This is a genomic window from Roseimicrobium gellanilyticum (genome assembly GCF_003315205.1).
In the GTDB taxonomy this organism is placed as follows: domain Bacteria; phylum Verrucomicrobiota; class Verrucomicrobiia; order Verrucomicrobiales; family Verrucomicrobiaceae; genus Roseimicrobium; species Roseimicrobium gellanilyticum.
Genome location: NZ_QNRR01000002.1, coordinates 1,050,366 through 1,065,847 on the forward strand (window position 1 = coordinate 1,050,366; position 15,482 = coordinate 1,065,847).

General features: G+C 57.9%; 13 protein-coding genes. 11 read left to right on the forward strand and 2 right to left on the reverse strand.

Annotated elements, in window-relative coordinates; all coding sequences use genetic code 11:
- Window positions 1–43 precede the first annotated feature (43 nt).
- The 11 genes from DES53_RS09640 to DES53_RS09690 all read left to right on the forward strand — a co-directional run bounded on the left by DES53_RS09640 (window position 44) and on the right by DES53_RS09690 (window position 10,992).
- The gene (locus tag DES53_RS09640) at window positions 44–730 is read left to right on the forward strand and encodes a hypothetical protein (RefSeq protein ID WP_113958010.1); all 687 of its coding nucleotides are present in this window, start codon (window positions 44–46) and stop codon (window positions 728–730) included.
- A 317-nt stretch (window positions 731–1,047) separates the two neighbouring features.
- The gene (locus DES53_RS09645; RefSeq protein WP_113958011.1) at window positions 1,048–1,497 is read left to right on the forward strand and encodes a hypothetical protein; all 450 of its coding nucleotides are present in this window, start codon (window positions 1,048–1,050) and stop codon (window positions 1,495–1,497) included.
- A gap of 129 nt (window positions 1,498–1,626) precedes the next feature.
- Complete coding sequence (locus tag DES53_RS09650; protein WP_113958012.1) at window positions 1,627–2,199, forward strand: hypothetical protein; 573 nt, start codon at window positions 1,627–1,629, stop codon at window positions 2,197–2,199.
- A gap of 99 nt (window positions 2,200–2,298) precedes the next feature.
- Window positions 2,299–2,955, forward strand: a complete 657-nt coding sequence (locus tag DES53_RS09655) for a hypothetical protein (RefSeq protein ID WP_113958013.1) — start codon at window positions 2,299–2,301, stop codon at window positions 2,953–2,955.
- A 214-nt stretch (window positions 2,956–3,169) separates the two neighbouring features.
- Window positions 3,170–3,718, forward strand: a complete 549-nt coding sequence (locus DES53_RS09660) for a dihydrofolate reductase family protein (protein ID WP_113958014.1) — start codon at window positions 3,170–3,172, stop codon at window positions 3,716–3,718.
- 560 nt (window positions 3,719–4,278) lie between these two features.
- On the forward strand, window positions 4,279–5,010 hold the full coding sequence (locus DES53_RS09665; RefSeq protein WP_170156983.1) for a YwqG family protein: 732 nt from the start codon (window positions 4,279–4,281) through the stop codon (window positions 5,008–5,010).
- Window positions 5,011–5,111: 101 nt separating this feature from the next.
- Window positions 5,112–6,380: a polysaccharide pyruvyl transferase family protein gene (locus tag DES53_RS09670; RefSeq protein WP_113958016.1), complete on the forward strand. Its 1,269-nt coding sequence runs from the start codon at window positions 5,112–5,114 to the stop codon at window positions 6,378–6,380.
- A 159-nt stretch (window positions 6,381–6,539) separates the two neighbouring features.
- The gene (locus DES53_RS09675) at window positions 6,540–8,060 is read left to right on the forward strand and encodes a WD40 domain-containing protein (protein ID WP_113958017.1); all 1,521 of its coding nucleotides are present in this window, start codon (window positions 6,540–6,542) and stop codon (window positions 8,058–8,060) included.
- Between the two features lie 127 nt (window positions 8,061–8,187).
- A complete protein-coding gene (locus DES53_RS09680) occupies window positions 8,188–9,504 on the forward strand; it encodes a pyruvate dehydrogenase complex dihydrolipoamide acetyltransferase (protein ID WP_113958018.1) in 1,317 nt (438 codons plus the stop codon).
- 184 nt (window positions 9,505–9,688) lie between these two features.
- Window positions 9,689–10,027 (forward strand): hypothetical protein, encoded by a 339-nt coding sequence (locus DES53_RS09685; protein ID WP_147263313.1) that lies wholly within the window; start codon window positions 9,689–9,691, stop codon window positions 10,025–10,027.
- 44 nt (window positions 10,028–10,071) lie between these two features.
- Window positions 10,072–10,992 (forward strand): hypothetical protein, encoded by a 921-nt coding sequence (locus DES53_RS09690; RefSeq protein ID WP_113958020.1) that lies wholly within the window; start codon window positions 10,072–10,074, stop codon window positions 10,990–10,992.
- Here the strand turns inward: DES53_RS09690 and leuA are convergent.
- Together leuA and DES53_RS09700 are read right to left on the reverse strand one after the other, a co-directional pair.
- The gene (gene leuA / locus DES53_RS09695; protein WP_113958021.1) at window positions 10,967–12,628 is read right to left on the reverse strand and encodes a 2-isopropylmalate synthase; all 1,662 of its coding nucleotides are present in this window, start codon (window positions 12,626–12,628) and stop codon (window positions 10,967–10,969) included. The genes DES53_RS09690 and leuA overlap by 26 nt on opposite strands.
- Window positions 12,629–12,912: 284 nt before the next feature.
- Window positions 12,913–15,405 (reverse strand): serine/threonine-protein kinase, encoded by a 2,493-nt coding sequence (locus DES53_RS09700; protein WP_170156984.1) that lies wholly within the window; start codon window positions 15,403–15,405, stop codon window positions 12,913–12,915.
- Window positions 15,406–15,482 lie beyond the last annotated feature (77 nt).

Consider the following 15,482-nt stretch of genomic DNA (forward strand, 5'->3'; position numbering starts at 1 on the left):
TCCGATCGCTCGCACCAGGGGCAGCCACCCTGGCTTGCACATCATGGATTCGCTCTTCTCCAGAATGACTGCCTTGCTCGCAAGCACGGTGCTCCTTCTCCCGATGGTCTGTAGCGAGCAAACACCTTCCGAACGCAAGATGAGTTTTACTGTTCCAACCTTACAACCAGATTCCATCCAATCGTTCGGTTACAAATGCCGCTGGATAGCCATTCGCACCGACGATCTTCAAGCCGTCATTTCCACTCTCGGGCTGCAGGATTGCAGAGTGGGTTCGTGGGCGGAGGGCATCCAAACCGCCTACAAGTATCCAGACGGGGAAGTCTTCGTCACTCCGCCGGTTAATGGCTACATCCTTTGCGTGTCGCGCTCCCTCCCGGAGTTTCCAACTTCTGACCTTCCCGACGAAATCACACCGATTCTCAAACGGTTGGCAGCTCGATTCGCTGACGTCCAGTACTTCTTCACCTACCGGGTCTCCGATGGTCAAGCTTGGGCGCGCTTCACAAACGGCACCTGCACGCGCGCATTCGCCATCTTCCAGGGAGATCTGTCATGGAACAGCGGAGAGCTCACGCCCGTGGAGAAGGGTCTCGACCTGGAGTTTCCATCTGAGCAGGACGTAATGAAGGTCGCCGGGAACTGGAGTATCGATCCATCCGAGTTCGAGAAGAAGCCCGTAGATGTCACACAAGGAATTGTGGGAAAGTTGACGCCTCCTTCAACGTAGTCCGCGAGTCCCTTCGCGGTCAGGAAGCGAAGCGCTGGCTAACGCCTAGCCTGCATTTGGCGATCCCTGCATTCGCGTCAGCTAACTCCGGCTCAAATCCCGCAGATCATTTTCGAAAAAAAGCCCATCATTCCTGTATAGTTGCAGGATAAGTCGCTGATTTTGCATGCTTTTCTGCAGCACGCGAGCCTCAGGCCCGGAAATAGCCTGCAAAGCTGCAAGCTACTGCGGGGTTGATTTTTTCTGTACTTTTGTAGAAAATCTCTATGTTAGGCGTTTCCTCGCGTCTCCTGTGAAAGGAGTCAACCAAGCCACCAATGAAGATTCTAGCGTCACTTCTATTCTTGTTCACCGTGACCGGAGGGCAGGCAGCAGAGACAGTTCAGGCGGCAGCCGAGCCAATCACCACAGCGGTTCCGCTTCTTTCGCCTCAACACGTTTACAACCTACTCGTTTACGCGATTTGTGGTTCTCTTGGTGCCCTCGGACTTCTGCTCGGCCTCGACAAGGTTATCATCATGCTTTTCCGCAAAGGTGACGGCGACGCCATCCAGAAGTATTCCTCGGACAGCGTCGCCCGCATCCTTCCAATCGTTATCGAGGGCATCACAGTTATTCTCGTCGTCCTCACCATCATCATACTTGGCATCCTCCGTATTATCACCGCCGAGGGCACTTTGGGTATTCTCGGTTCGGTCGTCGGATACGTCCTCGGCAAGAGCAACCGGAAATCACCACCGCCAAAAAATGGGAACGGGAACGCCTAACCATGCGCCGCAACGGACGGCTCTGAACGTCACAGCCGCCGCGCCTCACGCCACTTTCCCACCACGCAGCGGCAGCGCCAGCCTCCGCCGTCGCTGAGCTTGGGATTGTTCACCTAAATCCACCACGTCATGGGTCTATTCGTTCATAGCCTCAAAGAGTTGCCAATCACAGCGGAAAGAAGCTACTACTTGTATCTCCTGAATGGCGGATGGGCTGGACCTTTGGAGCGCTCAATCGAGCAGAACTACCATGCCATGTCTGACATGGCGTCTCGGAACGACGCTATAGTGATTCAGGGGTGTGAGCGCTGGCACTTCCAGAACGAGGTCTTCTCTTGGCATCACCTCAATGGCGAGGAGGCCGAAACGTTACTGCCAGCAATCCTGCTCACCACAATTCATCCAAGCCGCTTCGCCAACGAGTCCGACCCATATTGGCAGACTGCCAAGCAGTCAGACCATCTTGTCCTCATCCCGCTAAAGGATCACTGCAATACTGGGGATGAAGTCGTCACTTTTATCCGCAAGGTGTTTGAAGATATTAAGTCCAAGAAGGCTTTGATTGACTTTCAGGTTGTAGGAGAGATGAGCCCCAATCGAGGCAAAGCGTTTCTCGACGGGTTAGTCCTACGTCCGACTTTCATGGGGGTGGGCTTCGACTTGAAGACTCTGCCAGAACTATTCAGAAGAAAGAAACGGTGAACAAGAACGCGACGGACGCGAACGAGGCGCTAGCGACGCCCAGCTCCACGTTCACACCGTCCCGACGCTCGGCACAGCTAGACGTCACGCATTAATTCCATGAGCAAATTTCTATCAGACCTCAAGAAGCTAAGGGCCGACTTGAGCGAATGGCTGGTCCACTTCACCAGTGGCGACAATATCGAAGGCGCACGCATTCTTTCCAAAATACTATCGGAGGGCAAACTCCGGTCATCTTACTATCCGCCAGCCGTGTGCTTCAGCGAAGCTCCACTAGCTGAGCTGAACAAGCTCTTCACGCTCTACAGGGCATATAGCAAACCCCGCTTCGCTCCGTTCGGAGTAGCTGTGCGTAAGACATGGTTGTTCAATCAAGGTGGCCGCCCGGTTATCTACGGTAAGAAGGACGAACGTGAGGAGCTTCCTGCGAGTGTGAGATTTCGACACGTAGCATACGATCCCGCAAACCACGACTTCACGTGGCTCCGGGAATGGAGAGTCGCAGGTGCGACCCTTCCACTTGACCCATCAGAGACAATAATCATCTGTCCCACTGATGCCGATGCTGCTGGCTTGGCATGGGACGTTGAGGTGGATTATGAATATGAGGGTCCCAACGAGATCAGCACCAGCGCCTGCGTAGTTCGTGATTGGTATTCTGTTACACTGGATGAGGTCAGCCGACTCAAGACGCACTCGGACGAAATACTCGTTAAGGCTCTTTCAATGCAGAAACTCCGCACTGAAGCGCAATAGCGCCTGATTAAAATGCGATTGCTCGTGGTGAGCATGGAAACGTCCGGGGCAAAGATGCCTTGTGGAAATACTTTCGAGAGAACAAGGACAAGAGTTGGAGTAACGCTCTCGGCGCGCATGATTTGCTTTGACCACTGAGCCATCTCCCTTCGCGGCTGCGCATTGACCGCTAGGCGGTACTGGACGCTCCAGCCATTCCCGCTATTCTCGCGCCATGCGCCCGCTTCGATATTCCATCAACCTCACCCTGGACGGATGCTGCGACCATCAGGCAGGGGTCATGCCAGACGAAGAGATGCATCGTCACTCGACCGAGCTCATCAGGCAGGCGGATGCTCTTCTCTTTGGCCGGGTGACGTATGAGATGATGGAGATCGCGTTTCGTCCGGCGTGGACGGGAGAGATGCCAGCTTGGATGGAACCCTTCCGCAACACCATCGACGCGGCGAAGAAATACGTCGTGTCGAGCACACTTCCCCAAGTCGATTGGAACGCGGAATTCCTGCGCGGGGATTTGGCGGAGGCCGTTCAGCAACTCAAGAACGAGCCTGGCAACGGACTATTCACCGGTGGCGTAAAACTCCCCATGGCCTTGGCAGAACTGGGATTGATCGACGAATACGAATTCATCGTGCATCCCAGGATTGCAGGCCACGGACCGTCGTTATTCGCGGGCCTATCGAAGTGTGTCGATTTGAAACTTGTGAGCCAGAAAGAGTTCGCCTCGGGCGCAGTGGCGATGCAGTATGAGCCGAGAAGGTAGGTGTAGCACATGAAACCTGCTTACGGCTGGCTCTGTGGTCGAGACTTCCGGAGCGAATGGTTCCACACGCGAGCTGGTGGTGAGATGGTCCGATTCCGTGACTACGAGAAGTTGCCTCATGACATTGTCGGACATCCCCCGGGATTCGAATGGTTCTGTCGGGAGCACGCCGCCGCCGCACGCGTGTTGTCGCATTTGGATTCTGCCGACGCCCTGATTGAACTGCAACGACAGTTTGGCAGTTTCCCCAAGAACATCGAACCATCGCTTATGCGTGCCCCTTCCTTGCGGGTGCTGGAGGTTGGGCCGCAGCGGTCACGAGTGCTGGCTGTGATTCAGCAAGCGACAGGACGCACCGCGACTGAAGCCCTGATCTCACTCCGCGCAGCCCCATTCGAGTTGGCTCGAGGATGGCCCGCCTCGTTTCAAAGCTGGCGGATAGAATTGGAATCTGCCGGAGCTCGTATCGAAATCCGATACGACTAAATTTCACGCAGTATCCTTCCCATCCTTTGTTTGGCGTGAATTGGAGAAACCGTAAATCAATACAGCAAATCGCCATGGACATCGACAAGGTTATTGAGGCTGCTAACCGCAAAGGTCTGACACTCCATGAGGACTTCATCCGCATGGTTGCAAAAACCACGGTTGACATTCGATTGGCTGGTAACGCCGGCGAGTTCCTGGGAAGCCGGTTCGGCGGCGCTCCAGTTCTCCCGCCTGATTTTAACTGGCCCAGGCATGAGGTAGGGACCTACCAGTTCCTCGGTCAGATCAATTTTTCCGAGATCGAGTCGGCGCCATCAGAACTGCCTGCCACAGGATTGCTAAGTCTATTCTTCGCAACGGATCCCAACAACGAGATTTTCTGGGGCGACCCGGGCTATGTCCTTGGCTACTACTCACCCGATACTACGGAAGCGATCGCCCACCGCGCGCCTGATGCTTCCGAGCCACCGTCCTTAAAAGTCCTCCTGCAGAAGTCCGTGAGCCTGCCAGGCTCTCCTTTTCTAAGTTTCAACTGGCCCTTTTCTGACGAAGTTGAGGACGTCTTTTTTCACGAACTTCCAGAGGAGCTGGGAAAGGCGTCTGACTACCTTCTTGGGTATCCTTCGTTCAACACGCTGGCATATGACCCCACCCCCGAGGGTGGTTGGATTTCATTGATCACGCTGCAATCTCATGACCAGCTGGGCTGGAACTGGCACGACGGTGACAAGCTGATGGTATTCATTGAGAAGGAGAAGCTTGCAGCATGTGATTTCACCAACCTCATCTGTGACGCAGGCTAGGTGCGCATCGGCTGGGCACAGGAGCAGCAGGAAACGAAAAGATTTGCCGATGGAAGTGGCTTTTCCTGTCCGATTTCCCTATCCTGTGACCTTTCCCCAGCATGACCTCACGCCGCACCTTCCTCAGAAATTCTGGTCTCGTCCTCGGTGCTGCCGCCCTGCCGGCTGCTGCCCAGACCACCAGTCCGCAGAAGACCGTCCTGCTGCATTGTGGCTGGGCGACGAAGAACATCGGTGACATCGGCCACACGCCGGGGACGCTGCGTTTTCTGGAGCAGTATCTTCCGGGGGCCAAGGTCATCCTCTGGGCGGCCAATACCAATGAAGCGGTGGATGCGATGCTGATGAAGCGATTTCCGAAGCTGGAAATCGTGAAGGGCTCGCTATCCAAGGAAGACGGTGCTGTCGCGGATGCGATCAAGCGGTCAGACTTTTTCCTGCGCGGTCCTGGCATGGGACAGCCCACCGATTTCATGAAGTATTGCGACAAGGCTGGCAAGCCCTGGGGCCTGCAGGCCCAGTCGTACTTCCCGGACATGGTCACAGGCAAGGGTGCGGAAGAGCGCATCGCCTTGCTCAACAGCGCCGCCTTCATCTACTGCCGCGATTCGAAGACACTCAAATTGCTTCAGGATACCGGTGTGAAGCCACCTGTCCTCGAGTGGGCACCCGATGGCTGCTTCGGCATCGATGTCCGTGATGAGGAGAAAGCGCTCGCCCGATTGAAAAAGCATGGATTGGAGGAAAAGAAATTCATCACCATCCAACTCCGCACCCACTCCCCCACCAGCCCCGGCGTGGATGACAAGCGCCCGCAGAAGCTGAACCCGCTGCACCCCACTCCGGAGAACATCGCCGACGACACCCGTCGCGCGAAGGTGTATCAGGACCTGATTGCCATGTGGGTGAAGGAGACCGGCTGGAAGGTGGTGATTGCTCCCGAGGTCTACAAGGAGATGGAGTACAACAAGAAGTTCATTTACGACACGCTGCCCGACGACCTCAAGAAGCACGTGGTGAACTTCGACGAGTTCTGGAACGTGGATGAGGCCTGCTCCTTCTACGCCCGCGCCCACACCGTCATCTGCCACGAGCCGCACACCCCCATCATGGCTCTGGCCATGGGCACGCCGATCATACACACCTTCTCCGAGTTCCACTCGCCCAAGTGCTGGATGTTCAAGGACATCGGTCTCGAAGAATGGGCGCCGGAATTCGACGCCACACCCGCGAGCAAGATGTTCGAGATCCTGATGGGCATCCACAAGGACTACCCCGCCGCCCAGGCGAAGGTGAAGAAAGCCATGGCCTACGTCGAGGAGAGAGCGCAGTCCCAGATGAAGGTGCTGAAGGGTGTAATCAAGGCGTGAAGCTATCCAACATCGATTGCCCACCGTCCTATGAAGCAAATGCCACAATACCCTTACTTCTGGCAGCATACCTTCTCCTGACTGCAGACGAGAAGGAGCCTGCAGAGGAGATTCCCTGGCAGTTCATTCGAACTCGTGCCGTAGTCATAGAACTCACGCATGACGCCTTCGCGACTCATCCTCCCTGCCCTCCTGCTCCTCCAAATGCAGGCGGCGGTTCATGCTGCCCCCGTCTCCTTCACCAGGGACCTCGCACCCATCCTCGCGGACAAGTGTGTGACCTGCCATGAGGAGAAGAAGGCCAAGGGCCGTTATCGCGTCGACACGTTCGAACTCGTAGGCAAGGCTGGCAGCAGTGATGAGCCCTCGCTCACTCCAGGGAAACCGGATGCCAGCACACTCTACACCCGGCTCGTCTCGCATGATGAAGATGAGCGCATGCCACAGAAGGATGATCCGCTGCCGCCGGCACAGATCGCTCTCTTTAAACAGTGGATTGAAGAAGGCGGGAAATTCGATGGGCCGGATCCCAAGACACCACTCGCGGAGTTGCTTGCCGCTTCCAAGAAAGAGGCTCCTGCCACACCGGAAAAGTACCCGCGTCCCGTCCCTGTCACAGCGCTGGTGTTCGCGCCAGATGGCCGGTCGTACTTCTCCAGCGGCTACCATGAAGTGCAGGAATGGAGTGCAAGCGACGGATCCCTGCGACGTCGCCTCGCTGGAGCGCCGGAGCGCGTGCTGGCGATTGCCGCGCAGCAGACCGGTGACCACATCGCAGCCGCAGGCGGCACGCCTGGGCGCAGTGGTGAGGTGGTGATTCTCTCCCGCGCCAGTGGCAAGGTCGTGCATCGCCTGCCCAACGCAAAGGACACGATCCTCGCGGCCGCTTTCTCCCCTGACGGCTTACTGCTCGCTGTGGGTGGAGCGGACAATCTCATCCGCGTCTTCCGCACCACGGACTGGAAGCAGGCCTGGAAGGCGGAGGCACATGCAGACTGGATTACCTTCCTCGCCTTCGCCCCGGACGGTCAGCATCTGGTGAGCACCAGCCGGGACCGCACCGCACGCATCTTCACCGCGGCCAAGGGCGAGCCAGGCATCACATTTACCAACCACAGCAGTGCCGTGACCTGCGCCGCTTGGAATGCAGAGGGCAAATTCGTCTACACCTCCTCTGCCGATGGCGAGGTGCGCCGCTGGCAGTGGGATTCCGAAGTAGATGGCGGTGGCAAGGCAAAAGACACAGTACTGAAAGGCGGGAGGCAGGAAGTCACCCGTATCGCCATGGCAGGGCCGCGCCTCCTTTCCGCCTCGGCGGACGGACGCATTCGTTCCTTCCAGGTCACCGTGAAAATCGTCCAGCCCGCCCCTGAGAAGAAGCTGGAGGCGAAGGAGAAGGGCAAGGACCAGCCCAAGGACAAAGGCAAAGACACGGATCTAGCCAAGAAAGACGAGGCGAAGAGAAAGAAGGAAGAGGAGGCCAGGAAGAAGCAGCAGCCCAAGGAGGTCACGGAGATCGATACCAAGGAGCTGGCCACCTTCGGCCATCGCGTGGACGCCCTGGCGGTCGACGGCACCTCCTCACAGGCGGTCTTCGCCGGACAGGAGGGGAAACTGCGCCTCATTCAGCTCCCGGACAACAAGGTCCTGTTGGAGCGGACTGCCGCGCCAGGGTGGTAGGAGATTTGCTCTTCTTGATTTTGAATGTGGTTTGCCGTTTGAAGTTTGAGGACGGCTCCCTACAATGTTGTGCCCGCACTCCGCGTGGCCCGACGCCCGACTGACTCCCACCACCGTATCTCTTCCCATGCCGAAACTCATCAAGATGCCCAAGCTCAGTGACACCATGACCGAGGGGACCCTCGTGAAGTGGCACATCAAGGAAGGTGACGCGGTGGACATGGGCAAGATCATCGCGGACGTGGAGACGGACAAGGCGACGATGGAGATGCAGTCCTTCGAAACGGGCACCATTGCGAAGCTCGTGGTGAAGGAAGGCGGCAAGGTCGCCCTCGGCGCCCCCATGGCCGTGGTGCTTGCCGCTGGTGAAGCAGCCCCGGCAGACCTCGATGCATTCATCGCCGCGAACAGCGAGGCTGCTCCGGCCAAGACCGAGGCTCCGGCAGCGAAGTCCGCCGAGACGACTGCCGCTCCGGCCAAGAAGGGCGCCTTTGCAGGAACCCTTCCCCCCACCGGCCCCGCTCCCAAGAAGCGCGCCGCAGCCGCCGCCAATGGCGTGCGTGTGAAGGCATCTCCCCTCGCCCGCAAGGTCGCTGAAGAACGTGGAGTGGACCTCACCAAGCTCCAAGGCACGGGCCCTGGCGGACGCATTGTCCGGGCCGATGTGGAAAGTGCACCCGTAGGTGGCACGGCATCTGGTGGCAGCGCTCCCGCAAAGGCAGTCCCCTCGATTCGTCCCGTTGCCGGTCCTGATGATCAACGCATCCCGCTCACCGGCATGCGCAACATCATCGCTGAACGCCTCCTCGCGTCGAAGACCCAAATCCCGCATTTTTACCTCCAGATCGAGGTGGATGCTGCTCCTCTCATGGCTTTCCGCAAGCACATCAATGATGCAGCAGAGAAGACCGGCGGCGTGAAATTCACCGTCAACGACTTCATTCTGAAGGCCGTCATCCGCAGCGCGGTGGCGGTCCCGGCCGTGAATGCCTCCTTCGACGGAGATGCCATCGTCCAGTTCAAGCATGTGAACCTCAGCGTGGCCATCGCCATTCCTGAAGGCCTGGTCACCCCGGTCATTCGCGAGGCAGAAACGAAGACTCTCCAGGAAATCAGCGCCGCGGTGAAGGACCTTGCCACCCGTGCGAAGAACAAGAAGCTGAGCCCGGATGAGTTCCAAGGCGGCACGCTGACCGTGAGCAACCTCGGCTCCTACGGCATCGACCAGTTCTCCGCCATCATCAACCCTCCCCAAGCCATGATTCTCAGCGTGGGAAGCATTCGCAATGTACCCGTAGTGAACGACAAAGGCGCCATCGTGGCCGGTCAGCGCATGTGGCTCGGTCTCAGCGGCGACCACCGCGTGGTGGATGGTGCAGTCGGCGCCACTTTTCTCCAGGAAATGCGCAAGCTGGTGGAGAATCCGGCATTGATGGTGGTGTAGTCCACCAGCCATCACAAACACGGAGTCATCGTCTCAACAGCTGGCCCTCAAGTGGGAGGCCAGCTAATGCGCTGCATACGGTGAGTTTAGGCATACTCTTGCAGGACAGGCCAACGATTCTTCGTAAACAAAAAAATAGCAGTGTCGAATTGCCAACATCAACGAGGTGGGGAATATACCTTATATGGTGTCTCCAAGATCCCTCTCTCGTGCCCTGTTTCTACTTAGCGCAATGACCGCAGTCTTTTGCTCTGGTTGCAAAGAGCATGAAAAACTGGCGGCACAGACGAAGGAAATCCAAGAGAGAGTCGAGGAGCTAAAGGCTCAGCGCGAGGAAATTTCCAGTACAGTCGAAAAGGTAAAGCTTCCCCCGGCAGCTCGAAAAGGCCCGAAAGCACTTCAAGGCACCATCACCGTACAGCAGAGTGATGTCGCTGCCTTGGAGGCCCGCAAGCAGGCCCTTGAGGATGAAGTCTCCGTGCTTCAGAAAGACTTTGCCGACTACCGGGCAAAGAATCGCTAGTCACACACCCTTCCCCATTCTCCCACTCACCACTCTCCCTTCTCATGGACTTTAAAATCTGGGCCTTGGTGGCCGTCACTGTGTTCATCGGTGGCTTTGCGAGTTTCACCGGATATTTCTCAAAATTGGATTCGGCTCAGCACGCCTATGCTGAGGCAAAGGCCGAGCTTGAAGAGCTTGAGAAAGAGCTCGGTGAGGGGGATGAATCTGAAGCGCCGGGGGAATCGGATGCCGACAAACTCAAGCAACTGGTTGCCGTGTATGAGGGCCTCGAAGCCAAGAAAAGAGCCCTCTCTGATGAAATCGCAGAACTCGAAGGACGGAAAACCTCCGGCCTGAAAGTTTTTCGTGATGTCGTGGATGATGCGCGTGCAGGATCCGTAGGGATGCCTTCGGCAGATGTCCCCTACCGCAATGGCCAGATCCTTAAGGAAGTTCGCATCCAAAAGGTGACCGACACAGAACTCACCCTCGCCCATAGCGAAGGTGTAGCCAAACTGCGTGCAGACGAACTTCCACCCGATCTCAAGGATCGATTCCGCCTGGGGATGGAGCCGTACATTAGCATGGCCAAGATTGAAGCGTTGAACCCTGCACCGGCAACAGCTGCCAAGTCCGCTCCAAATTCAAAAGCTACGACAGCAAGCACCTATCCATCGGTTTCGGCGGTCGAGGCGATTCAACAGTCCATTGCAGCCAACGAAGAAAAGATCACATCGACGCGGGCTATCTGGGTTACGTGGGCCAATCGTGTGACATCCCTGAGGTTTCAGGCCTCCAATGCGAAAGCCGCAGGCCGCCCCACTTACACTCTCAACCAGCAAGCAGCCGAGGCTGAAAAGCAGGCGCATGACTTGGATCAGCAGCTTACGCAGTTGCGTGCCGAGGACGAAAGGCTGCGTCGGAAGCTGACCCAAGCAAGGAAAGACGCCGTTCAGGCTAGGTCGTCCGGTTCACAGCGCTGAGCACCGCCTTGATGGAAGCGAGCTCGATATTCGTATCGACGCCCGCCCCCCAGCACATCTTGCCATCGGCGCGCTTCACCTGAATGAAGGAAAGCGCGCTCGCCTCGCTGCCGGATCCCAGCGACTGTTCGCGGTAGTTCGCCACCTCAAAGGTGGGTACACCATGTGACACCATCGCTTGCACGAAGGCGGCGATGGGACCATTCCCCTCCCCGGTCACCTGGATTTCCCTGCCGTTCTCATACAGGCTGGCGCGACAGCGGAAGACTCCAGTGGTGCCGTCTGCATGGAAATGCTTCAGCTCATAGGGCTGGTTGCGCTCGATATATTCCTTCCAGAACATCGCCTTCAGTTCAGCAGCGCTGACTTCCCGGCCGAGGGCATCCACCGCGTCATTGGCAATGGGGCCAAACTCACGCTGCAATTCCTTCGGAAGCTCGATGCCAAACTCGCTCTCCAGCAGGTAGGCCACACCGCCCTTGCCGCTCTGGCTGTTCACACGAATGACCTCGCGGTACTCCCGGCCGATGTCCTGGGGATCAATGGTCAGGTAGGGCACATCCCATGCCCCCTGATGTCCCTCATAGGCTGCCAGCCCCTTCTTGATCGCATCCTGATGGGAGCCGCTGAAGGCGGTAAAGACCAGCTCGCCAGAGTAGGGATGCCGCGGCGGTACGGTCATGCCGGTGCAGCGCTCATACACTTCCCGCAGGGCATTCAGGTCGGAGAAGTCCAGCTTTGGATCGATACCGTGCATGTACAGGTTCATCGCCACCTGGACGACATCCAGATTACCGGTGCGCTCCCCATTTCCAAAGAGAGTCCCCTCCACGCGGTCGGCGCCGGCCAGCATGCCCATCTCGGTGGCAGCGGTACCCGTGCCGCGATCGTTGTGTGTATGCAGGCTGATGATCAAGCTCTCGCGGTTCTTGATGTTGCGGCACATCCATTCGATCTGATCCGCGTACACATTGGGCCCGGCAACCTCAACCGTGTCCGGCAAGTTCAGAATCATCTTTCTCTCCGGGGTGGGTTGCCAGACATCCATCACCGCCTCGCTCACCTCCTTGGCGAACTCAACTTCCGTGGCGCTGAAACTTTCCGGGGAGTACTGCAGCATCACCTTGGTGCCGCTGTCTTCCAGCCGCTTAATGCGATCCTTGATCCACTGCGCCCCACGTACGGCCACCTTCACGATATCCGCCTTCTCCATGCCGAAAACGTAGCGACGCTGCGCGGGAGACGTGGAATTGTACAAGTGGATGATCACGCTCCTGGCACCCATCAGCGACTGGACTGTCTTCTCGATCAGGTCTTCGCGAGCCTGTACCAGGCACTGGATGGTTACGTCATCTGGGATGCGGCCATCCTCGATCAGGCGGCGATTGAAAGAGAACTCCGTGTTCGAAGCCGAGGGGAAACCCACTTCGATTTCCTTGAATCCGCACTTCACCAGTGCTTCGAACATCTCCAGCTTTTGGGAGACGTTCATGGGCACGGCCAGCGCCTGATTGCCATCACGGAGATCCACACTGCACCAGATGGGGGCCTGCGTGAGCACACGCGCGGGCCATTGACGGTTGGGCAAATCAATCGACGGGAACGGACGGTATTTCTGGATGGGTGAAAAGGACATTGAATGATGATGGCAGAAGGGTGAGCAAGGAGTTGAAGCGGCCCTTTGTCAAAGGCATCTCAGCTTCAGGAAGCATCGGGCGGTTCGTGCCGCCCCCAACGGGCTGGAGGGAAAATTATCGGGTCGCCACCCCGAGAAGGAGGAGGCTGAGCCCAAGCAGCGCGTTGAAAGCTGAAATCATTCGGCGGGAAACTAACCAAGGCTGGCGGGATGTCCAGAAGGAAATTTTCCAGAGCGTGCGCCGTGGCTGCCCGACTGGGGAATTACCTTTGCTCGAGGGGATGCTAATTGCGTACCGCCGGCTTCCTCGCCGCAATCTGGCGACGCACCTCCTGCACCTCGCGAACCCGGGCATCTTTGTTTCGGGCAAGCTCTTCGACGTAGGAATCCAAGGCACCGAGGTAGATATCGTACAACACCGCGTCCGCCTTGTCCCTGGCGACAAGATATTTTGCCACCTCGGCACGATACGTGGATCGCAGTTTGAGCAGGGGCTCGGGAGTGCCCGGCGCATCAGCGTCAGGCGGTGGAGTGCCTGCCTTTGTCCTTGCCGACTCTTCATCGAGCAATGCCACGTGGGAGCTGTTGCCCTGTTTTTCGGCAGTCTTCCGCGCTGCCGCGAGTGCACGCACATAGCCGGCATTTAGCGTCGCCATTGCTGTGGTGAATGGCTTCTGCGCATCGGACTCGCGCCGTGACTGGAACCCCGACTCGAGTTTCAGGAGCCGTGCATCAGCTTGAATCGTTGCCGGAAATGGCGCCGGGGAGCTTCCGGCATCAATGTAGTTTTCAGAAGCAGGGGGAATGGATGAAGCAGCTTGGCTCACCTGCGCCACAGGCTGGCCCGCAGCTCCGGTATCTGGCGCACGGAGTCTCACCGCTCTGCCCTCGAAGACTGTGAGCTGCCACATCTGTATCACATAGGAATCACTGGGCACGAAGAGCGAGGCCATGGCCTTCCCATCAATTTCAGGATGCGATTCCCCTGCCCTGCCCAGCGGTCCAAAACGTCCCCTCCAATTCAGAAGCTCTCTTCCACTGATCGCATCTCGAATCACCAGCCGATCTTCGCCCTCGCCACCTCTTCTCCGTACTACGCGGATGATGGCGTGCACCACGGACGCATTGCGCGGCCAGCTTGCTCCCTCCTTTTCATTGAGGATGCGACTTGTGGGATCATTGAGGATGAGCGGCAATATCCGTCCTGTCGCCAGCGGAAGATCCACATGAATGCGGCCATTGCCGCTGCTGCGCTCAGCACGAAACTCAATCTCATAGTCCCGGCATTCGAATGACACGGGAGCCACCAACTTCCCGGACCGACCATCACTCCTGTACATGAGAGCTGACCCCACGCGCGCCCACTCGTTTTTGTCTACTCCGGGAGGGGTGGACACGCGATCGCGGACGGGATCTGTCAACGCAAGCAGGTCCAGTCTTTGAAGTGGAGGCAGGGTGGGAAGAATGGAAGGCCCATCGGCTGACGCTTCTGATTTTGATCCGGTCGCGACTGATACCGACGATGACGCCGTCCCTGAAGAAGTCGAGACAGCATCCGTCTTCGCCAGGTTCGCGGAAGAAGCCGCGGTTGCTGCAGATGGGCCTGAGTGCCTGGAAGTCAGGAATGCTGCAGAACCTCCGAGCAAAAGCAGCGCGAGCAATCCCGCGACCACAGGCACTCCGGACCTCTTCTTCGGAACGGGCACCACATGGTAAGACGATTGCGGAGTCGGTATGGGAACTACACGTGGAACGGGCGGCGTGGGATGCGGGGCTGTGGGCTTCGCAATGGTCGGGACCCTGCCTGTCATGGTGGATGGGTGGCCTGCCATGGTTGGCACACGCCCCGTCATAGTCGGAACTCTTCCCGTCATGGTAGGAACCCGCCCCGTCATGGCACTCGCATGACCGTTGCCCACGACCACACGACCTGTCTGCATGATGACGCGAGGCCGCGGAGGCGCCATCCATGTGGTGAGGATGTGCTGCATGTCCACTTTGAGTTGCTCCACGCTTTGGTAGCGCTCTACGCGGTCATTCTCCATTGCCTTTTGCAGCACTACATCCAGACGTGTGTCCACCTGGACGAGCCGCGAGGCCAGCTTGTACGCGCCGCGAGGGAGGTGGCCAGTCAGCATCTGGTAAAACATCACGCCCAGCGAGTAGATATCCACCCGGTGATCCAGATCGGCGCATTCCTCGTACTGCTCAGGCGCGGCATAGTCCGGGGTACCCATCCCCAATCCGGCCTGGGTCACGAAGGTGGTATGCGCGTCGCAGCGTTTCGCCAGACCAAAGTCCGCCACCTTCGGACGCGAGTCCATCGTGAGAAAAATGTTCGCCGGCTTGATGTCGCGATGCACGAGCCCGTGCTCATGAGCCGCCTGCACGCCCTCACAAATCGGGATCAACATCTGCAGGGCGGAGGCCAGGGTCAATTGCCCATGACGCATGGCCTGGCTGAGATCTCCTCCCTCCACCAGCTCCATGCTGATGAACAGGAAGTCCTCACCGGCATCACCGCAATCATACACCTGCACCACGTTTGGGTGGATGAGCGTCGCCATGGAATAGGCCTCACGACGGAACCGATCCTCGAAGTGGTAGTCGTCTTCGGTACGCCTGCGCTGCAGGATTTTGATGGCCACGGGCCTTTTGAGGGGCATCTGCAAACCCTGGTACACGGCTCCCATGCCCCCCTGTCCGAGGAAGTTTTCCACGATGTATTCACCCTCTGGGAGAAGCTGGGACAGCTCCTCTGGAAGCGGGAGTTCCATGGCGACGCCCTTTTGCGGTACAGTCGAATGCCGCGACTCCGACAACGAAGTTGCCCCTCCAGTCAAACGCTGGGACT